Raw genomic sequence first — 24072 nt, 5'->3', positions numbered from 1 at the left:
AACCGCCAATACGATATCCAGATCGGCGACGATGCATGGATCGAATTCATCGGTCTTGACGGCCGCTATGAGCAAGCCATCGACATCGATGCCTTGCTGGGGGAACTGTGGCCGCTGATCTGCCTGCTGGAAACCCATTGTGTCGCCGGCTGCTGCGGCATGGATGCCTACGACTTCACGCGGGAAGCCGTCGATACGGCGCTGCTGGAACTCGATCGCACGCAACTGCATGCCGCCTGCGTGCAGGCCCGCAGCGCCGTGGCCGCGGCCGCCAGCGATGTATTGCTGAGTAACACGATGAATCACTACGCGGATAAACGCGTGTTCCTGCAATTGCTCGAGCATCTAGACGAGTGCATCGTCGCGCAGGATGCCGCAGGGGCTTGACCTTGCCAAGGCGGGAAGGTCCACAGTGACGGCATTGAAGGATAACCGAGGAGAATCCCACATGCCAAAAATCACCGTCCTGCCCCATCCCGAGCTGGCCCCCGACGGCGCCGTCATCGACGCGCCGCAGAACATGAGCATTTGCGACGCCTTGCTGCTCAACAAAATAGACATCGAACACGCCTGCGGCCAGGTGGGCGCCTGTTCCACCTGCCACGTGATCGTGGTGCAGGGTTTCGATACACTCAACGAACTGGGTGACAATGAAGAAGACATGCTCGACCAGGCCTGGGGCTTGCAGCCCCACTCGCGCCTGTCGTGCCAGGCGCGCCTGGCGCAGGAAGACCTGACAGTCGAGCTGCCCAGGTACACGCTCAACCACGCCAAGGAATAGTCCCCGGCGCGGTTGCCCAACTACCCTACGGGTTTACCACGTGATTTACCACATGATCACGCGCTGCTCGGGCGGCAGGTACATCGGGTCGCCCGGCTTGATGCCGAACGCTTCGTAGAAGCCGGGCTGGTTTTTCACCGTGCCCTTGGCGCGGAATTCGCCAGGCGAATGCGGGTCGCTCTTGATCTGGGCGATGGCCGCTTCGGGACGCAATTTCGCGCGCCATTTCTGCGCAAAGCCGATGTACAGGCGCTGTTCGCCCGTCAAGCCATCGATGACGGGCGATGGCTTGCCGCCCAGCGAACGCTGGTACGCCTTGTAGGTGATCGACAGGCCGGAATTGTCGCCGATGTTTTCACCCAGGGTCAGCTCGCCATTGATGTGGTAGCCAGGCACGGGGCTGTAGGCGCCGTATTGCTTGACGAGGCCTGCTGCCAGCGCCTTGAAGGCCGTGCGGTCTTGCGCCGTCCACCAGTTGCGCAGACGGCCCTTGGCATCATATTGGCTGCCGGAATCGTCGAAGGCATGGCTGATTTCATGACCGAAGGTGATGCCCAGCAAGCCGTAATTGACGGCGTCTTCCGCCTTCACGTTGAAGAATGGCGGCTGCAAAATGGCGGCGGGAATCGTGATGGCGTTCAGGGCCGGGCTGTAGCTGGCGTTGACGGTTTGCGGCGTCATCGACCATTCGTCGCGGTCGACCGGTTTGCCCAGCTTGGCCAGGTTTTGCTGGCGGCTCCACACGCGCGAGGCGCGCACGTTGGCGATCAGGTCATTCGGCTGCGTTTTCATGCTGCTGTAGTCGCGCCAGGTATCCGGGTAGGCGATCTTCGGCTTCAGGGCGGCCAGCTTGAGCTGGGCTTCCTTCTTGGTTTCCGGACCCATCCAGTCGAGCTGTTCGATGCCATCCTTGAACGAGGCGACGAAATTGTCGAACATGGCCATCACGCGGGGCCGGGTTTCCGGCGGCAGATACATTTGGACGTAGCGCTTGCCGACGGCGTCGCTGATGGCGTTATCCGTGAAGCGCAGCGCCAGTTGCCACTGCGGTTCGCTTTGCGGCACGCCGCGCAGCACCGTGCCGTCGAAGGCGAAACGTTCCTTGACGGTCGTGCTGTCCAGGTAGGAAGCGTAGCTTTCGATGATGCGCCAGTTCAGGTAGCTCTTCCACGATGCCAGCGGCACGGCGGCCAAGGTCTCGGAAAAGCCTGTCATGAAGCTGGGCTGGCGCACCACGGCCGACGAGGCCTTGGGCGCCAGGCCGGCGGCCGTAAAGTAGGCGTTCCAGTCGAAGGCCGGCGCCAGTGCCGCGAATTTGTCGAAATCGACGCGGTTGTACGATTTCACGGGATCGCGCATCTGCACGCGCGTCCACTGCACTGCCGCCAGGCGCGTTTCGATGTCGAGGATCTGCGCCGCATGTTCGGCAGCGGCCTTGTCGCCGCTCATGGCCAGCATGGTTTCGATATGCTTGAGGTATTTGGCGCGCACGGCTTGCAGCTTGGCGTCGTCGTCCTTCAAGTAGTAATCGCGGTCAGGCAAGCCCAGGCCGGACTGGCTGATGTTGACCGTGTACTGCTCGGGGTCTTGCGCATCGGGCGCGACATAGGCGGAAAACGGCGTCGCCACGCCATTGCCTTGCAGATAGGCCAGCAGCGCCGGCAAGTCTTTCTTGTCCTTGACGGCGGCGACGCGGGCCAGTTCGGCGTGCAGGGGCTTGAAGCCGGCCGCATTGCGCGCCTTCTCGTTCATGAAGCTCGTGTACAGGTCGGCGATCTTGTGCGCTTCGCTGCCTGGCTTGCCAGGGTTTTTCACGGTGGCGTCGATCAGGCCGCGCAACTGGCCTTGGGCGATTTCGCGCAATTCGATATACGTGCCCCAGACGGATTTGTCGGCCGGGATTTCCGTATTGCGGGTCCACACGCCGTTGACGTAGCCGTAGAAGTCATCCTTCGGGCTGACGGCCGGGTCCAAGGTTTTCAGGTCGATGCCGGAGACGGGCGCGGCGGCGGTAGCGCCTTGCTGGGCGTACAGCGAGGGCGAGGATAAGGCGAGCAAGGCGCAGCAAGCTGCGCTGATGAGTGAGCGTTTCACGAAGATTCCTTTAATTGTTTTAACTTCATGTTGGGGAACATGCTGTGTCCAGGCATGGGAGGCAGGATTATAGTCCGCCTGCCTGCGGGGAAACAATGTCCGTTAAACAAGTCCAGTGATCCGACAGGTGCTGCAGCACGCCTTAAGACGACGATGATCCGCAAATGTTACCATTTAGCAATAGCCATACTCGCCGCGAGCATATCGCTTTGCCTGGCACTTTGACGGGAGAAGTTTGATGCAGGAATGCAGATTCAATATTTTCGGCACGCTGATTGCCGTCCGGGGAAATCCGGGAGCATGGCGCGCATACTATCTCGGCACGGAAGGCAAACGCCGGCCCGCCGATTTCATTGTTCCAGACGATATTCAAGCAGATGCGCTGTGCGAATACCTGGCTGACCTGTTCCATGAAGAAGCGTCGCCGCGCAACAACACGGCAACGCAAATCGGCTCGCCCGTATTCTAAGCCTGGCCTACTTCACCGGCTCGAACGTCACCGTCAGTCCATTGCTGGTGGTCCTGAGCTGCGTCGGCACGAATTGCACGCCCGCATAGCGCAGTTCGTCGGGCTTGAAGGTGTAGATCGGCGTTTCATGCATGAGCTGGTCGGCCACCAGGCTGGCCACCTTGGCGAACTGGCGTTGCTGGGCTTCATCCATGCCGTCGATGGTCACCTTGTCCACGCTCGCTTCGCTCAGGTAGACGGCGTTGCGCTGGGCGTCCAGCACCAAACGGCCCGACATGGCCAGGCTGCCGCGCCAGCTCTGGCGTATGAACGGCGGCAGGACGCTGGCGTCCACGCTGAGGGCGACTCTTTCGCGCTCGGGCTGCAAGGACAGTTGCGGGTGGGTCAGCTTGACGTCCAGCACGGACAGCACGCGCTTGTCGATGGGAAAGCGTCGCTCCAGGCCTTGCTGCATCTTGCTCAGCGACACATTCACGTCGCGCGGGCCGATCAGGGTGGAACACGAGGCCAGCACAGTGCAGGCAAAGGCGGCGATGGCGGCGGTTTTCAGCAAGGGACGGATGGTGGTCACGTTCATGAATAGTCTCGGTGGAAAGATGGCGCCATCTTACACATGCGCCCGCTTTCACGCAAAAACCGGCCCCACCTTGCAGCGGGCGCCGGTTCCTGGATTGGCCTGGTCAGCGTACGAACAGGGCGATCAGTATGACGATGGGCAATGGAATGCCCAGCAGCAGCAAGAGGATGGAACGCATGGCAGACTCCTTGATTTATATATAGATATAGGGGTTCAGATGGTGACGTGGCGCAGCACGCGCTCATGGTCGCGCTGGCGGCCGCCAAACGTTGCCGCCAGGCTGGCAACGAAAGCGCCGAGCAGCAAGGCGACGAACATCCACAATGCCGTGTGGGCGCCAGCTTTGCGGGCCGTGTCGGCCGCCTGCTGGGCACGCGCCTTGGCATCGGCGGCGGCCTTGGCTGCGCGGCCGTAGACGGCGTCGACCCGTGCTTCCGCTTCGGCCTGCGTCAAGCCCGTGCGGCTGGCCACGACCTGGCCCAAGTAGGCGCGGTCGTCGGCGGCCAAGCTGCCCGTGGACAGGCTTGTTGCGAAAATCCTGCCGATCTCCACGCGCTGGTCGGCCGTGCCGGCATTGGCCGAGGGCGCTGCCAGGGCGCCGGTGGTGGCGGCAGGTGCAGCCGGTGCGGCGCGCAGCAGCATGTCCGAGAAATAGTCGAGCGGATTGGCGCCGCCGCCCTCGCCTTGCTGGGCGCCTGCAGCGCCTGCAGCACCGGCGGCGCCTGCGCCCGCTGCCGCTGCGGGTGCAACGGCAGCCGCCACGCCGCTGCCCGCGTCGATGGCGCCGCTCAGTACGGCGCGCGTGCCGCCGGCCAGCACGGCCACGGTGATCAGGGTGGCCACGGCCCAGGCCAGCAAGCCGTGCGCCGTATCGCGGAAATGCACCTCATCCGTGTGGATGGAACTCCATTTCACGCGCAGCCGGCCCGCCATGTAGCCGCCGATGCCGGAGGCGGCCAGTTGCATGAAGGCCAGCCAGGCGATGGTCGACACGCCGATGGCCGTCGCGTTGAACGACCACGGCGACACGGACGACAGGCCCAAGCCCACGCCGAGGATCAGCAGGATGAAGGACAAGGCGGCCGCGGCGGCAGCGCCCGCCAGCACGGCGCCCCAGGAGACGCCCGGGTTGTTCAGGTCCGACGCGGACAATTGTGTAGCTTGCATGGAATACTCCCTTGGTTGTTGATTTTTTTAAGCCGTTCAGACGGCCACGCCCGTCAGCTGTTCCTTGCGCGCGGCCATTTCCTGGCCCAGCGCGTCCAGGTCGACGGCCGTCTCGCGCACTTTGGGAAACATGTCGCCCTCTTCTTCCTTGACGTGGTGCTCGATCTGCTCGGACAGCACCTTGACCTTGGCGTCGTACAGGTCGTCGGCCGGGTCCATCGCGGCGATTTGCGCGATGAGCTCCTTGGCGCTGGCGTGCTCGACGAGAGCCTCATCCATCAGGTCGCCGTCGTGGATGGGACGGCGCACGGCCGGGTAGAAAATTTCTTCTTCCAGCTGCGTGTGCACGGTGAGTTCCTGGCAGATCTGGTCGGCCAGTTTTTTCTTGGTGGCAAATGAGCGGTCGCTCAAGCCTTCATATTGGGCAAACAGGGCTTTGACGGCCTTGTGGTCCTGCATCAATAATGTGATCGCGTTCATGGCGCCTCCTTGTTGTGGATGAGGCAAGGATGCGCCATGGCGGCGCCAGCGTATGTGCGACGCCTTACACAATCTTGATTTTTAATACACTCAGCTATTAACCTGCGACTTGATGCCGTGATGGCCCATCAGGTCGTACAAGGTGGGCCGGCTCACGCCCAGCAGCTCGGCCGCCTTGGCGATATTGCCGTCGGCCCGCGCCAGCGCGCGCACCATCACCTTGTATTCGGCCCCGTCGCGGGCCTGGCGCAGGTTCAGCGGTTCATCCTGGGGCGCTGCCTGGGCGCTGGCGGGCAGGCCCAAGTCGTCGGCGGCGATCTGCGGCCCGTCGCTCATGATGACGGCCCGCTTGATGCAATTTTCCACTTCGCGCACATTGCCGGGCCAGCCATAGCTTTCGATCAGCTGCAGCGCGCCGGTGCTGAAATGCAGATTGCTGCGCCCTTCGCTGGCGCAGAACTTGTTCTTGAAATGGTGGGCCAGCAAGGCCGCATCGCCGGCCCGCTCGCGCAGCGGCGGAATGCGCAGCACGATTTCGCTGAGGCGGTAAAACAGGTCTTCGCGGAAACGTCCCTGCTCCGCCAGCACCTTCAAATCCTGGTGCGTGGCGCAGACGATGCGCACGTCGACGGCGATCTCGGCGCGCCCGCCGACGCGCTCGATGATCCGCTCCTGCAGGAAGCGCAGCAGCTTCGCCTGCAGCCCCATCGGCATGTCGCCGATTTCATCGAGAAAGAAAGTACCGCCGTGGGCCAGTTCGATCTTGCCCAGGGTTTGCCGCGCCGCGCCCGTAAACGCCCCCCGCTCATAGCCGAACAGCTCGCTTTCCAGCAGGTTTTCAGGGATGGCCGCGCAATTGATGGCAACGAAGCGTTGCGCATGGCGGCTCGACAGCGCATGCAGTCCCCGCGCGATCAGTTCCTTGCCGCTGCCCGAGTCGCCCAGCAGCATCACACTGGCCGACGAGGGCGCCACTTTTTCCACGCTGCGGCACAGTTTCAGCATGCCCGGGTCGCGGCTGACGATGCCGGCCAGCGGCGAGTCCGCCTGGGTCTGCAGCATGCGGCGGTTTTCCTGCTGCATCGCGTGCAGATAAAACGCGCGGGCGATGACCAGGCCCAGCATGTCGGCCTCGAACGGCTTCTGGTGGAAATCGTAGGCGCCCAGGGCGATGGCTTTCAAGGCATGCGCGCGCTCCTGGTTGCCAGACAGGATGATGACTTTCGTGTCCGGCGCCAGCGCGAGGATTTGCTGCAGGGTGGCCAGGCCTTCCGTGGCGCCGTCCGGGTCGGGCGGCAAGCCCAGGTCCATCGTCACCACGGCAGGCTGGTGGCGCCGCACCAGCGCCAGCGCCGCCTCGCGCTCGCCCGCCAGCAAGACTTCATAGCCGTCAAAACTCCAGTGCAACTGCTTTTGCAAGCCGGGATCGTCTTCGATGACCAGCAGTTTTTGTTTGCCCATGGCATTCCTTTGCTATGCCGCATGCAGCGGCAGGACCACGCGAAACGTCGTGCCCACCAGCGGCTCGCTGCGCACTTCCAGGCTGCCGCCCACTTCGCGCAAGTATTCGCGGCTTTCGAACACGCCGATGCCCATGCCCGCCGTCTTGGTTGTGTCGAACGGTTTAAATAAACGTTCGCGAATGAATTGTTCGCTCATGCCCTGCCCCGTATCGTCGAGCTCGACGACGGCCGTATGCTGTTCGCGCCGCAGCCGCACGGCCACCTTGCCGTCGCTGGCCGTCGCTTCGATGGCGTTCTGGATCAAGTGGCCCAGCACCCGTTCCAGCCGCGCGCGGTTGGCCAGCACCGTCAGCTCGCCATCGACGATTTCCAGCCGGGGCGCCGGCGCCAGGCTGGCCTTGGCGGCCACGGCCTGGCGCAGCAAGCCGTCGAGCAGCAATGGCGCGGGCGCTTCCGGCGCCTCGCCGCGCGCCAGCTTCTGCAGCAAGGTCTTCATTTTCTGCACGGAATGGTCGAGGGTGCCCAGCATGTCTTCCTGGAAAGCGGGATTGGCGCGGTGCTTTTCCGCATTGCTCAGTAACAGGGATAATTGAAACACAAGGTTTTTGAGGTCGTGCACGATGAAGGTGGACATGCGGTTGAACGAGTCGAACTGGCGCGCCACCGTCAAGGTATCGAGCGATTCGCGGTGGGCCAGGTAGCTGGCGGCCTGGCTGCCAGCAATTTTCAGCACGTCGCGGATTTCCCAGTTCAAACTGATGTGCGTGCGGGGCCGCGCCAGCGCGACAAAGGCGAACAGCTGGCCATGCAGCATCAAGGGCACCAGCAGCCACACGCCGGGCAGCGCCAGCAGTGCGGGCGGCAAGCGCAAGCCGCCATACGCGCGCGGATTGTGCTGGCAGTCCGGCACGTCGATCACCCATAGCCTTGCTTCCAGGAACTGGCACAGGGGGCCAAGCGCCGGCTCGCTCCACGTGCTCGGCGGCCAGTTCCAGCTGGCGGCCGGAGCAAACTGGCCCTGTTCGCGCAAGATCCACAGCGCGCCGGCGCGGCTTTCCACCAACTGCGCCATGGCCTGTATCGTGCGTTCGCCCAAGGCCGGACCATCTTCCGACAGCGCGCGCGTAAATCTCAGCCATTCCTCGCGGTAATCGAAGATGGCATTGTAAAAATGTTTATTGATGTACACCTTGAGCTTGGCGCGCAGGCTGCCGGAAAACAGCACGCCCGCCAGCAGCAAGGCCGCGCCGCCCAGGTAAGCCATCTGCATCAATGAACCCCAGGTGCCGCCAAAGTAGCGCAAGTAATAGGCGCTGGCCGCCATCGCCAGCAGGTAGATGGCTGAGCCCAGCAAGGCGGCCGAGCGGTACAGCATCTGGCGCGAGACGGACAAGCCCAGCGCCCAGCCCGGATTGCGCGCGGCCGAGACGGCCAGCAGCGGCGCGCACAGGGCGTCGACGATGCCGCGCGCGGCCCAGATGTCATCGTTGACCGCGCGAAACAGCAAGGCGTCGCTGTACAGATAGAAATCGTAGGCGAACAGGCCGCCCACGCCCAGGCACGCAAACTTGATGCCCCAGCGTTTCAAGGGCGGCGTGTTGCGGTACCACTGTTCCACCAGCAACATGCCCAGCACGGCCAGCAGCAGCCGGCAGACACTGGCGATGATGCGCGCCGGCAAAGGCAGCGCCAGCCAGGATGAAGCCATGGAGAGCAGCCACGGTGCCAGCGCCGTAAGGACGATGCCAGCCAGCACGAGACGCAAGCGTGACCGCGACGGTTCGATCAGCAGCAGCAAAAACACCAGCCAGGCCAGGGTGCGCAGCAATTCGAGCGCGTCGCCAGCCAGCGCGATGCGCTGCCCCAGCAGTACCAGCACCACCGTGCCCGTGGCCCAGCCGCCTGTCGCCAGGCACGCCACCAGCAAGGCGCGCACGTTCTGCCGCGCGCGCCAGTTGCTGATCAAAAGCAGCGCCAGCACGAAAAAGGCCAGCGACGCCAGGCCATGGCTGAGAGCCGCCGCGTCGGGCGCCGCCAGCCAGTCCAACTGGTCCCGCATCACCGGCTGCCCTTGCCAAACAGCACCACCTGCACCGTATCGAGCAAAATCAGCAAGTCGAGGAACAGGCTATTGTTTTTCACATAATACAAATCGTATTGCAGCTTCTTGACGGCATCGTCGACGGAAGCGCCATACTGGTAGCGCACCTGCGCCAGGCCCGTGATGCCAGGCTTGATGCTGTGACGAATGTTGTAGTACGGCACTTGTTCCTTCAATTGCTCGACAAAATAGGCGCGCTCGGGGCGCGGTCCCACGAAGCTCATCTCGCCGCGAAATACATTGAGCATCTGCGGCAGCTCGTCGATGCGCAGCTTGCGGATCAGATTGCCCACGCGCGTGATGCGCGTATCGTTGGCCAGCGCCCAGATGGGCGTGCCGTCGCGCTCGGCGTCGCAGCGCATGCTGCGAAATTTCAGCACCTTGAAAGGCTGGCCGTCGCGCCCCACCCTTTCTTGCTGGTAAAACACGGGGCCGCCGTCTTCCAGGCGGATGCACAGTGCCGTCACCAGCATCACGGGCAGCGCCGCCAGGCAGATGACTGCGCTGGCCGCCAGGTCGAACAAACGCTTCGAGGCGGCGCGGAAAAAACTCTGGTCGAAGCCGCCGCCATAGATCAGATAGCTCGGTTGTAATGAGTCGATGCGGATCTGGCACGCTTCGCGCTCGAAAAACGTGGCCGCGTCGATCACTTTCACGCCGCCCAGCGCGCATTCCAACAGTTGCTTGGCAGGAAACGCGCCATTGCGCCGGTCGCTGACGGACACGACGATCTCATGCGCGGCATGGCGCTGGGCCGTGGCCAGCAGGGACGGTCCGGCCGGCAGCAAGGCCGAGGCCGGCACGCAGCATTGCTCGCCCGCCACATCGACGCAGCCGACGACCGTAAACTGGTGGAAACCAATCTTGCTGGCCGCCAAATCCATGCATTCGCGCGCCAGCACCCCGCCGCCCACCAGGATCAGCCGGCCTTTCATCAGCGCCGATTGCGAGGATTTGAATACCACCAGACGCGCCAGCAGCACGCCGATGGCCCCCAGGCCGAAGATCAGTACGCTGCCGCGTCCGAAATGCAAGGAAGGAATAAACCGGATCAAGACGCTGAGCACGGCAAAACCCAGCGCAAACGACGGCAGGATGCGTAATAAAGTGTTGCGGATGTCTTCGCGCGAGCGGTGCTGGTACATGCCCAGCGCGCTCATGCTCAGAACGATGACCAGCGCAAAGATCGAGGACGACAGGTAGACCTCGCTCGCCCGCACCAGGCGGCTGCCATCGGCCAGCCACAGCAAGGACGTCAAGGTGGCCGACAGCAGCAGGATCAGGATTTCCAGCAACAGCAAGATAAACGCTGTTTTCGAGACGTAATGGCTGAAGATGCGGATCATGGTTCCCCCTGCGGCAAAAAGCATCAGGCCGCGCGCAAGGCGGCCCGCTGCTGGTCTTGCCATCATGGCGAACTGTTCCAAGAAGATATTGATGCGCCACAAGCTACAGCCCCAGCTATCTTTCACTTGCAGAATTTATCTCAATACATTACCGAATGAGGGGAAATGGCATATAGTATGCTTCCCCTAAAAAAAGATAAATGTCATGAAATTTGATGTAGCGATTGTCGGCAGTGGCCTGGCGGGTTTATCGGTTGCACTGCATTTAGCTGAGACGCGCACCGTCGCGATCATTTCCAAACGCGCGCTGCTCGATGGCGCCAGCAACTGGGCGCAAGGCGGGATCGCGGCCGTGCTGGACTCGGGCGACAGCCACGAGCAGCACATCGAAGACACCCTGATCGCCGGCGGCGGCCTGTGCGACGAGAGTGCCACGCGCTACATCGTCGAGCACGGCCGCGAAGCGATCGAATGGCTGATCGAGCAAGGCGTGCCATTTACGCGCGACGCCACGGCCGAGCTGGGCTTCCACCTGACCCGCGAAGGCGGACACAGCCAGCGCCGCATCATCCACGCGGCCGACGCCACCGGGCACGCCGTGCAAGTGACCCTGGAAGAAAAGGTGCGCGCCCATCCGAACATCAGCCTGTTCGAACACCATTGCGCCATCGACCTGATCACCTCCGACAAGCTGGGCATGAAGCCGACCCAGCGCAACGCGCAACCGCATTGCCACGGCTTGTACGTGCAGGATGAGCAAACGGGTAAAGTACTGACGTTTGCCGCCGAGCACACCGTGCTGGCCACGGGCGGCGCCGGCAAGGTGTATTTATATACCACCAACCCGGACACGGCCAGCGGCGACGGCATCGCCATGGCCTGGCGCGCCGGCTGCCGCGTGTCGAACATGGAATTCATCCAGTTCCATCCCACGTGTTTGTATCACCCGTATGCGAAATCGTTCCTGATCACCGAAGCCATCCGTGGCGAAGGTGGCTTGCTGAAATTGCCGCCCGAAGCGGGCGCGGCGGCAGGCCAGCGCTTCATGCTGGCGCACGATGAGCGGGCCGAACTGGCGCCGCGCGACGTGGTGGCGCGCGCCATCGACTTCGAGATCAAGAAACGCGGCCTCGACTACGTACACCTGGACATCAGCCACAAGCCGGCGGAATTCCTCATCGAACACTTCCCGACGATTTACGCGCGCTGTTTGGAACTGGGCATCGACATCACCAAGCAGCCTATCCCCATCGTGCCGGCCGCCCACTACACGTGCGGCGGCGTCGTGACGGACCTGGCCGGCCGCGCCGACTTGCCGGGCCTGTATGCGGTCGGCGAGACGGCTTGCACGGGCCTGCATGGCGCGAACCGCCTGGCGTCGAACTCTTTGCTGGAATGCATCGTCATCGGCCGCGCCTGCGCGCAGGATATCGAAAGCAAGGAAAAGCTGGGCACGCCGTATCTGCCCGACTGGGATGAAAGCCGCGTCACGGATGCGGACGAGGAAGTGGTGATTTCACACAACTGGGACGAGCTACGCCGCTTCATGTGGAATTACGTGGGCATCGTGCGCACCACCAAGCGTCTGGAGCGGGCCCAGCACCGCATCGCCCTGCTGAAGGAAGAAATCGACGAGTACTACCGCAACTTCCGCATCACGCACGATTTACTGGAACTGCGCAATCTCGTCGATGTGGCCTCGATGATCGTCAACAGCGCCCTGTCCCGCCGCGAAAGCCGCGGCCTGCACTTCAGCCGCGATTATCCCGAGACCTTGCCGAAGGCGATTGCCAGCGTGCTGACGCCGCCGCATAGGTAATTGTTTCTCACCAATATATCTTAGACAGCGACAGTATTCTACTGGCGCAAATCTGGGGTCAGACCCGCCGGGTCTGACCCCGGCTCTTTACCTGCAGTGAAGTGACAATAGCAGCTTGCATGCAGGTCAATGCGCGTCAAGGCTCAGATATGTCAAACTCGATGCCATCTTCCGTGTAAGAAAACCTGGCCGAATCGCCAGTACACTCTCCCTGCGCCTCATCCGCCACATACCTACACTCGCTCTCCAGCCCGCCATCTTCCCGCCAGTGCCGCGTCCAGCCATGGCGCTCGCCATCGACATACTCGATCAACTGCCTCGGCTTGCCATCGGCATACCAGGAACGCAATGCGCCCGCCTCGCGGCCGCCCGCGTTCCACTGCTTGTGCACGAGCAATATGCCGGCTCGGCTGAAGCGCTGTTCGCTGCGCAAGACGTAGTGGCCGCTGTGCGTGCGCTTGCTGGCCACTTTGCCATCCGGATAATATTCGACGCTGTCGCCCACGGGCTTGTCGTCCACGTACTGCGTTGTCCGCTGCACCTTGCCATCCGGGAAATAGCCGGTGCTCGGTCCTGCCTGGATGCCATTCACGTACTGGCTGCGGCTTTCCACGCTACCGTCCGGATAAAACAGCAGCAGCTCGCCCTCCGTCTGGCCCTTGACCTGGGTCATGCGCGTGCGCAGCTTGCCATCCTTGTCGAAAGTTTCCACCAGGCCATCGGCGCGGGCGCCGTTTTCGTACTGGCTGACCTCGTTCAGCTTGCCCGTATCGTGATAGGTCCGCTGTTCTCCCTCCTGCACGCCATTGCGCCACGTGTTGCGCATGGAAATCTGGCCGTCAGGACGATACAGGGTCTGCACACCTTCCTGCACGCCACGGCCATCCTGCTCCACCTGCATCTCGACCTGTCCATGCGGGTAGTACATGCTGTAGTTGCCCACCAGCCTGCCGCGCAGGTAATCGGGATCGTTGACCTGGCCAATCAACCGCTTCGGCTCGCCTTCGCGCGCGTGCACCACCTCGACTTGCCAGGTGCCGGGCGTCTTGCCTGGCGGCAGCGGCACGACCAGCGCATAGCGCGCATGCTCCTTGACTTCGCCGCGCGTCAGATTGTGATTCAGGTACAAGCGCGCCTTGCCATCGGCACAGGCTTGCGGCTCGCAGCCGCCCAGCTTACCGACATCCGGCATGGCGAGCGCACCCACATTACCCGGCGCAGGGCAGAATTTGATACGCATCAACAACGGCGTCCTGTCGCGTATCAGCTTGGCCAATTGCCGCTTCATGGCGGCGTACTGCTGCGCGTCCAGGCCCACGGACACGGCATCCATGCGCACCTGCCGCCCGCCGCAGCCATCCTCGCTGGCCAGGGTCAGCACATCGCCACCGCCCTTGCCGGACTCGGGCTTGATCGCGGTGACCACTTGCCGCTGTTCGATCTCGGCGTGGGCCAGCGCCGGCAACAGCAGCATGACGCCAAGCAGGCGCTTCACAATGCGCGCCATGCCTGCTCCTTGCGCTGCAGTTCCGGCGCTGGCGGCGCTTCGCCGCATGCGCCCTGGGCCTTGCCGGCCACATACTGGCATTCGCCCTTCAAACTGCCATCCTCGTGCCAGCTGCGGCTCCAGCCGTCGCGCCGGTCGTTCACGTAGTCGATGGCTTGCTCCGGCTTGCCGTTCTCGTACCACGAGCGCGACGTGCCCTGTTCGCGCAGTTGCTTGTCCCAGTTTCTTTCCAGCACCAGCACGCCTTGCGGGCTGTAGCGTTGGACCTTGAGCAGCGCCCCATTCCCGGCATACTGCTGGCGCGCTTGCACCTTGCCATCTGGATAAAATTCCAGTGCTTCGCCCGTCGGCAAGTCCATGAGCATTGTCATGGTGGAGCGCACGGCGCCATCCGGATGGTAATAGGTGGCCAGACCGTGGTACTTGCCCTTGCTCATTTGCGTGCGGCTGGAAACTTTACCGTCAGGAAAATACGTAATGAGTTCGCCTTCCAGCTTGCCATCGCGCATGGTCTGGCGTGTCTTCAGCTTGCCATTGGCATCAAAGGTATCGAATGTGCCGTCAACCTGGCCGCCATTGCGAAATTCCACGGCTTCGCGCAGCTTGCCCGTGCTGTGATAGCTGCGCTGCATGCCTTCCGGCATACCGTCGCGCCATTGGCTGCGCGATTCCAGCGTACCGTCAGGATAGTAGCTGCTGGCCACGCCCTGCTGCCGGCCCTTGGCATCTTGCGGCACCTGTTTTTCGATCTGGCCATCCGGGTAATAATAGGTGTAGCCGCCCACCAGTTCACCCTGCGCATAGTCGGCGTGGTTGACCTGGCCCGACAGGCGCAGCTTGTGGCCGGCCACGCTGTAAATGTCCACCTTCCACGTACCCGGCAGCTTGCCTTTCGGCAAAGGCAACAGCAACACGTTTGGCGCCTTTTCCTGCTCGATAGGGAAGAAACGCTCGTGCAGGTACAACCGCGCCCGGCCGTCGGCGCAGGCCGCTGGCGTGCAGGCGGCGATCTGCCGCACGATGGGCACGCTTTCATCCTCTGGGCATTTTTTCAGGGTGACGAGCATGGGCGTCTTGCTGCGGATCTGCCTGGCCAGCCGGCCTTTCATTGCTTCATACGGTGCATCGTCCAGCCCGACCGAGCGCGCATCCATGCGCACCTGCCGGCCGCCGCAAGCCGTGCCGCCCGCCACCGTCAGCACGTCGGCGCCTTCGCTGTCTTGTTCGCCGGCAATCGCCGTGAACACCTGGCGCTGCACGATCTGCGCCTGCGACAGCGCGGGCCACAGCAAGGAAGCGCCAAGCAGCGCGCATAGAGTCTTGATTTTCATACGATTCCTTTAATCTTCCACGGAAACACGCGCCTCGGCCGGCACAAAGCTGGCCCGGCCATTGCGGTAGCGCACCAACACTTCCGCCTTGGCATCCTGTAACTGGCCATGCTTGACGGCCGGCAAATAGGTCCAGCGCTTCACGCTATCCTGTATCACCTTGTTCAACTGGGGTTCCATCGGCTTTTCCGCCGCCGCGTACGTCAGGCTGCCGTCGGCGGCAATCGACAGGGTCAAACGATTTTCGCCCGCCGCCTGCTTTTCGTCGAGCACGCCATAATCCACCGTCGTCATCGTCTCGCGCAGCACACTGGCAGGCTGATCCGGCAACGGCGGCAAGGCCTTGAGTTTGGACGCCAGCAGCGCGCCATCGGCCAGCGCCTTGTCCCAGCGCTTCTCGTAGGAACCAGCCTGGACCATGCGCAGCACCTTGGCGGCCCGGTCCATGCGCTTCGCCGTGGCGGCAACGCCATTGTCGGCCGGCTCGCCCGGTTCCGTCGGCATGGCGTTTTCCACCGCATAGCGGTAGGCCGTCAACTGCGCCAGCGCCACCAAGTTGACGGCATCCTGTTCGTCGCCGCCGCGCATCAGGGCCGTGGCGGCGATGCCCAGCCAGGACACGCCATCAGTCGGGTGGGCCCACACGGCTTGCTCGAAATACTGGCGCGCCGCCTGCGGTTCGTTCAGGCTCAGGTGCATGCGGCCCATGGCCGCCGCCGCCAGGTGGTCGCGCGGATCGGCTTGCAATTGGTCAAGATAGGTCTTCGCCAATTCGGGAGCATAGAAGGGCATCGCGCCCAAGCCTTCCATCAAGGTGGTACGCAAGCGGGCACGCACCTTGTCACCCTCGTAACCCGAGGATTTTCCCTCCCCGGAGCGGTACAACAGCTGCAAGCCGCGCGTGACAGCGTCATCATCGCCCTTGCTGATCGCTTGCGACAGGCTGTGCACGGCCTTGCGCGCGTCCGACTGCTGGAAACCGGCCGCCTTGCGCGAGCGCCAACGAAATACTTCCAGGCCAGCCGCCTGGTCCGCTTGAGCCTGCAAGCTTGCCTTCTTGTTGACTTCATCGGACGATGAGGTCCAGGCCGTAAAGCCGATCAGGAACAGCACGATCAGCAGCACCACCACGGCCCAGCCCTTGCCTGAAATGCCGACCGCATTGGCCTGCGCACCGCCCGCAGGCAGCCGCACGGGCGCCTGCCCCGGCGCCGTATGGTGCGCGCCGCGCGCGCTGCGCTGCCGTGGCTGGGACTGCGCCAGCATCTGTTGCTGCGCGAGCACGGACGCTTGCGCTGCCGCACCGATGACCTTGTCGCGCGCACACGCTGCGCAGCCGAGGCCCGCGAAATGCTGGTGCTCGGGATTGGCGGTACACACGACAAGCTTGCCGCCGCTGCGCTGCGCATAGCCGCGCAGCAACTGCGCCCAGTCGGCCGCCGAGGGCCGCTGCGGTTTGGGAGACTGGGAAAACGCGCGGTCGAACATGGCGCGCAGTTCAGGAGGCATCAGCGCGTGGCCGCTGGTGGCGTTCGGCGCCAGCTGCTTGTGGCGTTTGACGCCATACGCATAGCAGCCGTCACGGATACGCCCGGGAATGTCGGTCGCCACTTGCGCATTGCCGGGCCGTCCGCTGTACGGGTGGATGCCAAAGTTGAGCAGCTGGAAGATGACGACGGCCAGCGCAAAGCGGTCTTGCGCCATTTCCGTGCCCGCCGGCATGCCCTTGCGCTGGAATTCCGGCGCAAGGTAATCGGCCGTGAATTGCTCGGCAGGAAATCGCTCGGCATGGCCCTGGATGCTGAAACCATCGCAATCGAGCATGGCGATGTACAGCGAATCGCGGTAAAAGCGCAGATTCACGGGTTTCAGATCGACCACGTAATGCTGTTGCTGATGCAGCGCGTCGATGACGGCGGCCAGGTTGGCGGCCAAGGTCAGCTTGGGGCCGAGTCCCGTGGGCAAGCCGGCCGCGCGCGCTTGCCGCTCCTGCATGATCTGTTCCAGCTCGGCCGTCTGCGCCATGTCCAGCAGGGGCATGACGAAGCCGGCAAAGCCGCCCTGGCCGTCGAACACGGCCGCTTGCGGCCACGCGATCTGCACGTAGCGCTTGCCGTTTTCCAACTGGTCGGGCAGCTCGGGCGTCAGTTCCAGCATCGCTTCGAGCTTGCGCCGGTTGGCGGCCCGGTCCAGGTGAGGATGATACAGCTTGGCAACCTGCGCGGGCGCGCCGGGCAACAGATACACGCTGCCCGCGCCGCCGCTTTTAATCAGTTTGCCCAAGACCAAACTGCGGACTTTATCCAGCCAAATTTTTCCACCCGGACTCAGGCCCGGTGTCACACCCTGCTTCCGGCTCATGCGCGCAAGGCCAGCAGCAGGGTCTTGTCGTCGCCCGTGATCTGGTGCGTGCGCGGGTCGGCCAGGGTGGACGCCAGCGCCGTATTGCCCAACTCCACGCTGTCGACCGTAAGCAGATAACCTTGCACGGCATCCATGAACGGTGCGTACAAGGCCGCATTGTTCTTGCTCATGGCAAAGGGCATGCAACCGTCCGACATCAGCACCACGCCGCGCACGGACCGGGGAATGCACAGCAGGCGCAGCTGTTCGCGCCAGCGCTCGGCGCTGATAAAGTAGGTTTCGTTCGCGTATTCGCCGTTGGCGGGCAGCGAGATGAGTTCGCCGCCATCAATCAGCTGCGCCACGCCCAGGCCATCGCCCAGGTGGAAAAAGAAGCCTGCCTCCGCTCCCATGACCACGCCAACGACAGTGGCAGCGTAATCGTCGAGGGTGGCATTGGCGGCGCGGGCGATATCGTCCAGCGCCGCGCGGATCTGCGCCAGGGTACCGGCCAGCGCGCCGTCATGTAAATCCTGCACGGTGGCGCCCTGCTCCAGCCGTCCGGCCAGCGCCTGCACGGTGTGCGCGGCAACAAACTGCGCGCCCTGTTCACTGAGCCTGGCCGAACCGGCGCCATCGCAGACGACGGCCACCAGGACGTCGCCCACGACGGCGTGCGCGTGCGCATCCTGGCAAGGGATGTCTTTATCCAGGTGCGCCTTGCCCGTGACGGAGGCGCCGAATACGCGCCACTGCTTGTTTACTATCGCCATGAATCAGCGGCTTTCACGTATTCACGACAGACCAGCCGTCGGTTGAGGCCAGCTGGGCCTGCGCACCGGGACGCGATTGCGACACCACTTGCATGCTGGCACTTAGCCACAGGAACAGTTCGCGGAATTGCAAGCCTTTCAGCTGCTTCACGCCCCGCTCGCCACGACTGGAAAACTGCCCCAGGGAATCGATATTCGCGTTGTCGCCCACGGCGATGGGGAAGATCGCCACCTTGTTCGACTGTTCCGCCGCGCGCGCCTGCTCGGCGCCATGCTGCCAGCGGTCCGTCGGTTCGCCGTCCGACATCAAAAACAGCCACGGCCGCGTGTAGGCCACGCCCGCCTGGCGGAAACGCTGCTTTTCCTGCTCGATCTCGGCCAGGGCCAGCTCGACGGCCGCGCCGGTCGGCGTGGTGCCGTTCGCTTCAAGGCGGGGCGCCGTGAAATCCATGGCGTCGCACCAGTTGCTGGCCACCACGGCTTCATCGTGGGCGCCATATTGAATCACCAGGATGCGCACGCGCTTGGCGGCGATCACGTCGGACTTGAGTTCCTGTTCCAGCAAGGCCAGACCTTCGTTCAGCAGGGCGACGGGCTCGCCATCCATGCTGCCGGAGCAGTCCAGCACGAGCACCAGCGGTGTGCGTTGTTCGGTATTGTCGACTAGGGCGACGTCGGGAATCATTATTGAACTCATGGGCTATCGGTAAATGTGAAATCGGTCATAGTGCGAATCTTACATCATGGACGTGTTTTGCCCGTGCAAGTTTCCTACAGAACACTATCCAACCATATTATTGCAAACCATTGCAGCACTGATGTCTTTGTACTATCTTGATAGTTGCCCAGGCCAGATGGCAGCGGCCAGCCCTTCCTCATAAAGGTGGGGCAGATCGCTGCGCAACACCGCCCTTACCCAGTTCCGCACCTGCACGCCTGCGGCACACTGATGTAATCAGGCTATGGGGACAAGCATGGGCACAGCTACAGCAAGCGCGGATGTGGGCGAACTGATCGCCGCCTTGTACGAGACGGCTTGCGGCACGGACGACTGGCCGCAGCTCGACAGCACGGCCCTGAACAGCCGGCAATGGCAGGAACTCTTGCCGCATCTGCAACGCGCCCTGTGCTTGCAGCAGCGCCTGCGCGAGGCGCAATTGGCCAGCCGCTGCGCCTTGGCGGCGCTCGACGCCATGGGCGCCGCCGTGCTGGTACTCGATGCGGGCCTTGGGCTGCGCTTCGCCACGCCCGCCGGCCACGCCTTGCATGCGGCGCAATTGGCGCACACTGCGCCGCCCGCCCTCGTACGCGCTGTGCGTCTCGTCATCGCCAGCGCCGGTGCTAGCGGCCCATCGCAATGCCAGTCGCTGCGCCTGATGCGCAAGCAGCAAACGCCGCTGGCCTTGACCATCACCCTGCTCGCGGCCTGCCAGCCGCCATGCGCACTGCTGATCGCGCGCGACCCCGCACAAGCGAGCACGTCCGCCACTGCCTTGCGCCAGCTGTTCGACTTGACGCAAGCCGAAGCGCTGGTCGGCAAGGAACTGGCGCAAGGCGCCACCATCGAGGAAATCGCCGCGCGCGGTGGCATCAGCGTCAACACCGTCAAGACGCATCTGCATCACACCTACCTGAAAACAGACACGCGGCGCCAGGGCGAGCTGATCGCGCTGATCCACGGCGCGACGGCGCACCTGGCCGTGCTCGACGCATGAGGCTGCCTCATCCGATCGGATGATGTGCAGGACAACTTGCCTGCCTACACTGGCAAGACCGGTCGCCCGCACCTTGCCAGAGTCATCACAGCGCGTGCTGCCCAGCCGGTTCGATTTCCCTGGTATCGACAACCATATCGCCGCGCCGGCAGCGGACGGCACCACAGTTCAAGGATGGGTAAAAAAATGAAAACATGGATACTGGCCGGCACCCTGGGCGTCTGCGCCCTGCTGGCAAATGCGCAATCGCTCCCCGACAGCCAGACCGTCGTCATTCCAGGCGGACGCCTGCAGACGATCGAACTGCCGGCACAAAGACATTTCATGAATGCGGAAACGTTTGCCCCGTTCCGCGGCGGCTATGAGCTGTCGAACGGGCAAGTGCTCCACCTGCGCAATATCGGCAACGTCGGCGCCCTCATGTATGCGCGCATCGACGATCAGGAGGAACACCGCATCGTCGCCAGCGGCAGCCACAGCTTCGTGGCGCTGGACAGGCAACTGGCCATACGCATCGACTTGCGCAACGATGGCAGCGTGGGTGGCGAAGTGCTGATGCAGATGCCGGCCGAAAAACTGGCCAGCGGCGCCATCATGCCTGCCCACGTGCAAAGCATGGGCCTGGCCTCGCGCTAAGGCGGCAAGCCCGGGCCGGCATAGACAGTACCGGCCCATAACGCCACAACACCGCGCCTAGACTGATTCCTGCCCCATTCTCGCCCGCATCATGCGCCAAAGGCCATCCACCAACGAGGACAACAACATGAAAACCATTATCCTGGGCACACTGCTGTGCCTTGCTGCCGCCAGCCTGGCAACCACTGCGCAAACCCTGCCACCGGAGCACACTGTCACCGTGCCGGGCAACGCGCTGCGCATCGATGTGCCCGAACACCCGCGCTACATGATGCGCCAGGACTGCAAGAAGTTCGTCGGCACCTATGATCTGTCGAGTGGCGACACCCTGGAACTGCGCCTTGCCGGCGCTGTCATGTATGCGCGTATCGGCAAGCAGGAAGAGCACCGCATCGTCGCCACCGACCACAACGCCTTCGTCGCGCTGGACCGCCAGCTGAAAGTGCGCATCGACCACAACGATGACGGCAGCGTGGATGGCGAACTGGTGATGGTGGTGCCGGCGCAGAATCTGTCCGGCGGCGACATCGTGCCCTACCACGTGCAAAGCATCGGCCTGGCGTCGCGCTGAGGCGGCGCACAGGCGCGGCAGGCACAGATGCTGCCATCGCGTGCTATCATCGCCGCCAAATTTCTTAAACGAATGGCAACGGCCCATGGAGCGCAATGCAGACACCTCGCAGTAATCCCATATTCACCGTGCTGCGCGGCGGCCTGCGCCTGCTGGCCTGGCCCTTGCTGGCCCTCGTCAGCGCCGCCTGCACCAGCACCACGCGCCATCCGGCCAGCGAGCCCACGCAAGTCGTCCTGCGCTTTACCTATGACGACGGCAAGCCGATGCGGCATGACGATTACCTGGCCAATGCGCGCCAGCAAACGTATATCAAGCACTGCAGCAAGATAGGCAGCACCACTGTCTGCGACGTCGGCTCGGATCCGCTCTTCATGGGTGGCGACGCCCCGCTGGACGCCAACGGCGAAGTGCGCGTCACCCTGCACTCGACCGGTCCCATCGGCAACAATCCGACCAGCCTTTGCATCAAGGGCAAAGGCTACGTCTTTGATTCCGGCGACTGGAAACGCGGTCCCTTCAGCCCCGGCCAGGTGATCGAGATCCGCTACAGGATCAGCGAAGTGGAAATGGCGTGCCCCTGGTCGTCGGGCACGCCGCCTTGGTGGGACAAGAGTTAAGTCCAGCCAGCCGGGGCCGGCCGGCCTGGCTTTACTGCAGCTCGAACTCCGCCGGGGTCAAGCCCAGCTCACGCGCGATCTTGCTGGCCACGCGCTGCTCGTTGGCGTCGAAATTGCCGTCCGACGAAGCGACGGCGATGATCATGCGCACCAGCAAGCGCGACGCCTCCACATTCGACTTCATCTTGCCCAGCGCCTGATACGCCTTGGCTTCGCCGATATCCTTGTCGAACTCCAGTTGGCCGACATATTCCTGGAAAGCCTTGATCACATCGCTGGTGGTAAACACGGACAGCGCGTCATTGCTTTCAATAAACTTCACCATTTTCTGCTTCTCTTCCGCGCTGACGCTGCCGTCGGCCATCGCGATCAGGGCCGATCCCGCCATCGCGGCGTTCAGGAAATCCTTGTTCTTGTACTTCAGCGCTTCGGTTTTCAGCTCACTAGCTTTGGTCTTCAGTTTGGACAGAAAGGAATCGAAACTCATGGCGTACCTCCGGGTTGGTTGGTTCATGTCGAGCGGAAAATCGTGCCGCTACCCGGGATAGTTGAGGGTGCAAGCTTGAAATACAAGCAAGGAAACCAGTCAAACGCTCACTGCGGCATTTATCTCACCCACAGGCAAAGGCCGGGGTCAGACCCGTCGGGTCTGACCCCAGTTTCTGCCTTGGGGTGAAATTCAGTCCAACTCCACACAAACCACCACAAAACCCCAATCACATAAAATTATCTTATTTGCAGTTAAAAAATAAATAATTCCGTGGCAGCATGGAATTATATTTTCTTCACTGCAAGGCTGTGATGGACAAGCAATTGCTGCTGATTTGCGCACTGACGTTCATCATCCACATCATCGGCACCCTCGCCTATTCCGTGCGGGCACGACGGATGAAGTCATCGAATGCAAGATCGAAGAATCGCAATTCCGGCGCGCGGTGGTATGGTTGGTGGGGAGTAGATTGCTGGGGACGGTCATTGCGCTGTTTTTGCTGGTGCCGGCGGCGGTGGTGATTGTGGGGGGGCGACAAAAATATAAATGTAAAAACTTAACCTATAATTCGAAACCAATCTTTTACTGCAAGTTGCAAGCGAACAATCTCATCTTCAGCCATAGGGCAACAATGAGCAATAGGGCCACGTAAATTGTTTAGGATACTCATAATTTTCTCTACCGCACGTCTACTGGTGAAGATTGTACCGAATAAATCCCAGTTCGATGTAATTATCATCGATAGTTCACCAAAGGTAGTATAGTCAATCTGAAACTCCGAACGCTGTGTCAATCCGCTATCCACCTCTCGCTGAATTCGATCATTCACATCCTTAACTATAGCAGCAGGAACTTTTCCGCTATGCCACCAGATGGCACCTGTTGCATCAATTAAAGTTTCCGATATTAATTTCCTAATTGCCTGCTCTAAACAGTAGAATAACTCATAGTATTGAGACATCCTTGCAGCCTCCACTCGAACACTTTGTTCAAACTGAGGATAATATTCGCCTTGCTCTTCTGGAACAGATCTTACACCGTGACCTAATTCTATTCCGTACCTCTGCTCCAGACTACGCACTTCATCAATCAACAGAAAACCTGACATTCCAAATGAACGAATATGATCTTCCAGCTTAGCCATTCCCTCCTCCGCTAAGCAAATTATCTTTCAAACTTTTGAATATAGCATTGAAAACTGCAATATCTGATGTCGCAGGAAGGTTCAAGTTAATAGTGTAAGATAAATTAAAACCCAAATCATTTCTAGGCAAAGAAAAATCATTACCCTCCCTAACCTTACCGATTTGAACATTCTCTTCAATCACGTTTTTCTTATCGATTACATCACTAGCATGAACGTTTGAGAAGTCGCAAAACTTCTTTATCGCCTTAATTGAGGAAAGAACTAAAGCAACAGGTGCTGAATCCTGCCCCTGACCTGTTTCCTCTATAATCAATCCCTTTAATTGATCATCAGAAAGCTCATGCATATACTCATTCCTCTTATAAAGAGGGGCGTATGCAAATCTTAATGCCTCGGCAGCAGCTTTTTTTGATGAGGAAACATTTCTGAATTTTTTATATATATCAGACGGAGTACCATCAGAGTTAGAAAATCCAAGCTTTTTTAAAAAAGCAGTAACTTGATCGCCAGACCCGCCAGGTATTTTTAGAATTGTTTTCACAAAATCCTGCGTTATCCTCTCCGGAGTCGCCGCCGTCTTAATTCCATTAAAAGCTTTTTCAATGTTTCCAGGTGCAGTAATATAAGGCAATGACGCCATAG

Annotated in this window: 25 protein-coding genes; 10 read left to right on the top strand and 15 right to left on the bottom strand. The window is 61.7% G+C overall.

The window, feature by feature from the left end; translation table 11 throughout:
- Positions 1-387: DUF6331 family protein (locus ASN89_RS29020; RefSeq protein ID WP_058049756.1), on the top strand; the 387-nt coding region annotated here is incomplete at its 5' end.
- Positions 388-448: 61 nt separating this feature from the next.
- Positions 449-781, top strand: coding sequence for an ISC system 2Fe-2S type ferredoxin (fdx, locus tag ASN89_RS14615; protein WP_046685158.1), 333 nt, complete (start codon positions 449-451; stop codon positions 779-781).
- Positions 782-826: 45 nt separating this feature from the next.
- Here the strand turns inward: fdx and ASN89_RS14610 are convergent, their stop codons facing one another.
- A complete protein-coding gene (locus ASN89_RS14610; RefSeq protein WP_058049755.1) occupies positions 827-2875 on the bottom strand; it encodes a M13 family metallopeptidase in 2049 nt (682 codons plus the stop codon).
- A 238-nt stretch (positions 2876-3113) separates the two neighbouring features.
- Between ASN89_RS14610 and ASN89_RS14605 the strand changes: the two genes are divergently transcribed.
- Positions 3114-3344 (top strand): hypothetical protein, encoded by a 231-nt coding sequence (locus tag ASN89_RS14605; protein ID WP_058049754.1) that lies wholly within the window; start codon positions 3114-3116, stop codon positions 3342-3344.
- Between the two features lie 7 nt (positions 3345-3351).
- Here the strand turns inward: ASN89_RS14605 and ASN89_RS14600 are convergent, their stop codons facing one another.
- The 6 genes from ASN89_RS14600 to ASN89_RS14575 all read right to left on the bottom strand — a co-directional run bounded on the left by ASN89_RS14600 (position 3352) and on the right by ASN89_RS14575 (position 10478).
- On the bottom strand, positions 3352-3921 hold the full coding sequence (locus tag ASN89_RS14600; RefSeq protein ID WP_058049753.1) for a DUF1439 domain-containing protein: 570 nt from the start codon (positions 3919-3921) through the stop codon (positions 3352-3354).
- A gap of 213 nt (positions 3922-4134) precedes the next feature.
- Positions 4135-5088: a hypothetical protein gene (locus tag ASN89_RS14595; RefSeq protein ID WP_058049752.1), complete on the bottom strand. Its 954-nt coding sequence runs from the start codon at positions 5086-5088 to the stop codon at positions 4135-4137.
- 36 nt (positions 5089-5124) lie between these two features.
- Positions 5125-5568 carry a hemerythrin domain-containing protein gene (locus ASN89_RS14590; RefSeq protein ID WP_046685153.1) on the bottom strand — a complete coding sequence of 148 codons (444 nt, stop codon included), beginning with the start codon at positions 5566-5568 and terminating at the stop codon, positions 5125-5127.
- Positions 5569-5658: 90 nt separating this feature from the next.
- Positions 5659-7029, bottom strand: a complete 1371-nt coding sequence (gene prsR, locus ASN89_RS14585; RefSeq protein ID WP_058049751.1) for a PEP-CTERM-box response regulator transcription factor — start codon at positions 7027-7029, stop codon at positions 5659-5661.
- Positions 7030-7041: 12 nt separating this feature from the next.
- Entirely contained in the window at positions 7042-9090 is a 2049-nt protein-coding gene (gene prsK / locus ASN89_RS14580) for an XrtA/PEP-CTERM system histidine kinase PrsK (protein ID WP_058049750.1), read from the bottom strand.
- The gene (locus ASN89_RS14575) at positions 9090-10478 is read right to left on the bottom strand and encodes a TIGR03013 family XrtA/PEP-CTERM system glycosyltransferase (protein WP_058049757.1); all 1389 of its coding nucleotides are present in this window, start codon (positions 10476-10478) and stop codon (positions 9090-9092) included. Before ASN89_RS14575 ends, prsK begins: the two co-directional genes overlap by 1 nt.
- Here ASN89_RS14575 and ASN89_RS28680 point away from each other — a divergent pair.
- Positions 10458-10637 (top strand): hypothetical protein, encoded by a 180-nt coding sequence (locus ASN89_RS28680; RefSeq protein ID WP_128141598.1) that lies wholly within the window; start codon positions 10458-10460, stop codon positions 10635-10637. The two genes, ASN89_RS14575 and ASN89_RS28680, sit on opposite strands and share 21 nt — an antisense overlap.
- 46 nt (positions 10638-10683) lie before the next feature.
- Positions 10684-12297, top strand: a complete 1614-nt coding sequence (nadB, locus tag ASN89_RS14570) for an L-aspartate oxidase (RefSeq protein WP_046685149.1) — start codon at positions 10684-10686, stop codon at positions 12295-12297.
- Between the two features lie 136 nt (positions 12298-12433).
- Here nadB and ASN89_RS14565 read toward each other — a convergent pair whose 3' ends face one another.
- From ASN89_RS14565 to ASN89_RS14545, 5 genes are all read right to left on the bottom strand, one after another.
- Entirely contained in the window at positions 12434-13804 is a 1371-nt protein-coding gene (locus ASN89_RS14565; RefSeq protein WP_058049749.1) for a toxin-antitoxin system YwqK family antitoxin, read from the bottom strand.
- Positions 13789-15135 (bottom strand): toxin-antitoxin system YwqK family antitoxin, encoded by a 1347-nt coding sequence (locus ASN89_RS14560; RefSeq protein ID WP_058049748.1) that lies wholly within the window; start codon positions 15133-15135, stop codon positions 13789-13791. The genes ASN89_RS14565 and ASN89_RS14560 overlap by 16 nt, the downstream gene beginning before the upstream one ends.
- Before the next feature lie 9 nt (positions 15136-15144).
- Positions 15145-17418 carry a hypothetical protein gene (locus ASN89_RS14555; RefSeq protein WP_058049747.1) on the bottom strand — a complete coding sequence of 758 codons (2274 nt, stop codon included), beginning with the start codon at positions 17416-17418 and terminating at the stop codon, positions 15145-15147.
- A 74-nt stretch (positions 17419-17492) separates the two neighbouring features.
- Positions 17493-18251 carry a PP2C family serine/threonine-protein phosphatase gene (locus ASN89_RS14550; protein WP_058049746.1) on the bottom strand — a complete coding sequence of 253 codons (759 nt, stop codon included), beginning with the start codon at positions 18249-18251 and terminating at the stop codon, positions 17493-17495.
- Positions 18252-18264: 13 nt separating this feature from the next.
- The gene (locus ASN89_RS14545) at positions 18265-18948 is read right to left on the bottom strand and encodes a vWA domain-containing protein (protein WP_058049745.1); all 684 of its coding nucleotides are present in this window, start codon (positions 18946-18948) and stop codon (positions 18265-18267) included.
- Positions 18949-19225: 277 nt separating this feature from the next.
- On the opposite strand from ASN89_RS14545, the gene ASN89_RS14540 reads away from it, so the two are divergent.
- The 4 genes from ASN89_RS14540 to ASN89_RS14525 all read left to right on the top strand — a co-directional run bounded on the left by ASN89_RS14540 (position 19226) and on the right by ASN89_RS14525 (position 21793).
- Positions 19226-19966 carry a helix-turn-helix transcriptional regulator gene (locus ASN89_RS14540; RefSeq protein WP_161911773.1) on the top strand — a complete coding sequence of 247 codons (741 nt, stop codon included), beginning with the start codon at positions 19226-19228 and terminating at the stop codon, positions 19964-19966.
- A 186-nt stretch (positions 19967-20152) separates the two neighbouring features.
- Positions 20153-20602, top strand: a complete 450-nt coding sequence (locus ASN89_RS14535; RefSeq protein WP_058049743.1) for a hypothetical protein — start codon at positions 20153-20155, stop codon at positions 20600-20602.
- A 127-nt stretch (positions 20603-20729) separates the two neighbouring features.
- Complete coding sequence (locus tag ASN89_RS14530) at positions 20730-21173, top strand: hypothetical protein (RefSeq protein ID WP_058049742.1); 444 nt, start codon at positions 20730-20732, stop codon at positions 21171-21173.
- Between the two features lie 95 nt (positions 21174-21268).
- Positions 21269-21793 (top strand): hypothetical protein, encoded by a 525-nt coding sequence (locus ASN89_RS14525; protein ID WP_152988570.1) that lies wholly within the window; start codon positions 21269-21271, stop codon positions 21791-21793.
- Positions 21794-21824: 31 nt separating this feature from the next.
- Here the strand turns inward: ASN89_RS14525 and ASN89_RS14520 are convergent, their stop codons facing one another.
- Positions 21825-22280: a tellurite resistance TerB family protein gene (locus ASN89_RS14520; RefSeq protein ID WP_046685140.1), complete on the bottom strand. Its 456-nt coding sequence runs from the start codon at positions 22278-22280 to the stop codon at positions 21825-21827.
- A gap of 448 nt (positions 22281-22728) precedes the next feature.
- On the opposite strand from ASN89_RS14520, the gene ASN89_RS29500 reads away from it, so the two are divergent.
- Positions 22729-22935 carry a DUF2837 family protein gene (locus ASN89_RS29500; protein ID WP_235501975.1) on the top strand — a complete coding sequence of 69 codons (207 nt, stop codon included), beginning with the start codon at positions 22729-22731 and terminating at the stop codon, positions 22933-22935.
- Here ASN89_RS29500 and ASN89_RS28675 read toward each other — a convergent pair.
- Together ASN89_RS28675 and ASN89_RS29015 are read right to left on the bottom strand one after the other, a co-directional pair.
- A complete protein-coding gene (locus ASN89_RS28675) occupies positions 22840-23427 on the bottom strand; it encodes a Swt1 family HEPN domain-containing protein (protein ID WP_152988569.1) in 588 nt (195 codons plus the stop codon). The genes ASN89_RS29500 and ASN89_RS28675 overlap by 96 nt on opposite strands.
- A partial coding sequence (locus ASN89_RS29015) for a DUF5343 domain-containing protein (protein WP_161911772.1) occupies positions 23420-24072 on the bottom strand: 653 nt, incomplete at its 5' end. The genes ASN89_RS28675 and ASN89_RS29015, both read right to left, overlap by 8 nt.

The sequence above is a fragment of the Janthinobacterium sp. Ant5-2-1 genome, from assembly GCF_001445815.1.
GTDB lineage: Bacteria > Pseudomonadota > Gammaproteobacteria > Burkholderiales > Burkholderiaceae_D > Janthinobacterium > Janthinobacterium lividum_E.
Note: the sequence above shows the minus strand (reverse complement) of the source record. Positions and strands in the feature narration are given on the sequence as shown.

What these genes read in the sequence shown, in the direction of transcription:
- ASN89_RS28675 (WP_152988569.1), bottom strand. Translation starts at nt 23,427, where the DNA reads ATGGCTAAGCTGGAAGATCATATTCGTTCATTTGGAATGTCAGGTTTT.
- prsR (WP_058049751.1), bottom strand. Translation starts at nt 7,029, where the DNA reads ATGGGCAAACAAAAACTGCTGGTCATCGAAGACGATCCCGGCTTGCAA.
- prsK (WP_058049750.1), bottom strand. Translation starts at nt 9,090, where the DNA reads ATGCGGGACCAGTTGGACTGGCTGGCGGCGCCCGACGCGGCGGCTCTC.
- ASN89_RS14590 (WP_046685153.1), bottom strand. Translation starts at nt 5,568, where the DNA reads ATGAACGCGATCACATTATTGATGCAGGACCACAAGGCCGTCAAAGCC.
- ASN89_RS14520 (WP_046685140.1), bottom strand. Translation starts at nt 22,280, where the DNA reads ATGAGTTTCGATTCCTTTCTGTCCAAACTGAAGACCAAAGCTAGTGAG.
- ASN89_RS14550 (WP_058049746.1), bottom strand. Translation starts at nt 18,251, where the DNA reads ATGGCGATAGTAAACAAGCAGTGGCGCGTATTCGGCGCCTCCGTCACG.
- ASN89_RS14575 (WP_058049757.1), bottom strand. Translation starts at nt 10,478, where the DNA reads ATGATCCGCATCTTCAGCCATTACGTCTCGAAAACAGCGTTTATCTTG.
- ASN89_RS14600 (WP_058049753.1), bottom strand. Translation starts at nt 3,921, where the DNA reads ATGAACGTGACCACCATCCGTCCCTTGCTGAAAACCGCCGCCATCGCC.
- ASN89_RS14530 (WP_058049742.1), top strand. Translation starts at nt 20,730, where the DNA reads ATGAAAACCATTATCCTGGGCACACTGCTGTGCCTTGCTGCCGCCAGC.
- ASN89_RS14565 (WP_058049749.1), bottom strand. Translation starts at nt 13,804, where the DNA reads ATGGCGCGCATTGTGAAGCGCCTGCTTGGCGTCATGCTGCTGTTGCCG.
- ASN89_RS14560 (WP_058049748.1), bottom strand. Translation starts at nt 15,135, where the DNA reads ATGAAAATCAAGACTCTATGCGCGCTGCTTGGCGCTTCCTTGCTGTGG.
- ASN89_RS14525 (WP_152988570.1), top strand. Translation starts at nt 21,269, where the DNA reads ATGCAGACACCTCGCAGTAATCCCATATTCACCGTGCTGCGCGGCGGC.
- nadB (WP_046685149.1), top strand. Translation starts at nt 10,684, where the DNA reads ATGAAATTTGATGTAGCGATTGTCGGCAGTGGCCTGGCGGGTTTATCG.
- fdx (WP_046685158.1), top strand. Translation starts at nt 449, where the DNA reads ATGCCAAAAATCACCGTCCTGCCCCATCCCGAGCTGGCCCCCGACGGC.
- ASN89_RS14535 (WP_058049743.1), top strand. Translation starts at nt 20,153, where the DNA reads ATGAAAACATGGATACTGGCCGGCACCCTGGGCGTCTGCGCCCTGCTG.
- ASN89_RS14595 (WP_058049752.1), bottom strand. Translation starts at nt 5,088, where the DNA reads ATGCAAGCTACACAATTGTCCGCGTCGGACCTGAACAACCCGGGCGTC.
- ASN89_RS14605 (WP_058049754.1), top strand. Translation starts at nt 3,114, where the DNA reads ATGCAGGAATGCAGATTCAATATTTTCGGCACGCTGATTGCCGTCCGG.
- ASN89_RS14545 (WP_058049745.1), bottom strand. Translation starts at nt 18,948, where the DNA reads ATGAGTTCAATAATGATTCCCGACGTCGCCCTAGTCGACAATACCGAA.
- ASN89_RS14540 (WP_161911773.1), top strand. Translation starts at nt 19,226, where the DNA reads ATGGGCACAGCTACAGCAAGCGCGGATGTGGGCGAACTGATCGCCGCC.
- ASN89_RS28680 (WP_128141598.1), top strand. Translation starts at nt 10,458, where the DNA reads ATGGCTGAAGATGCGGATCATGGTTCCCCCTGCGGCAAAAAGCATCAG.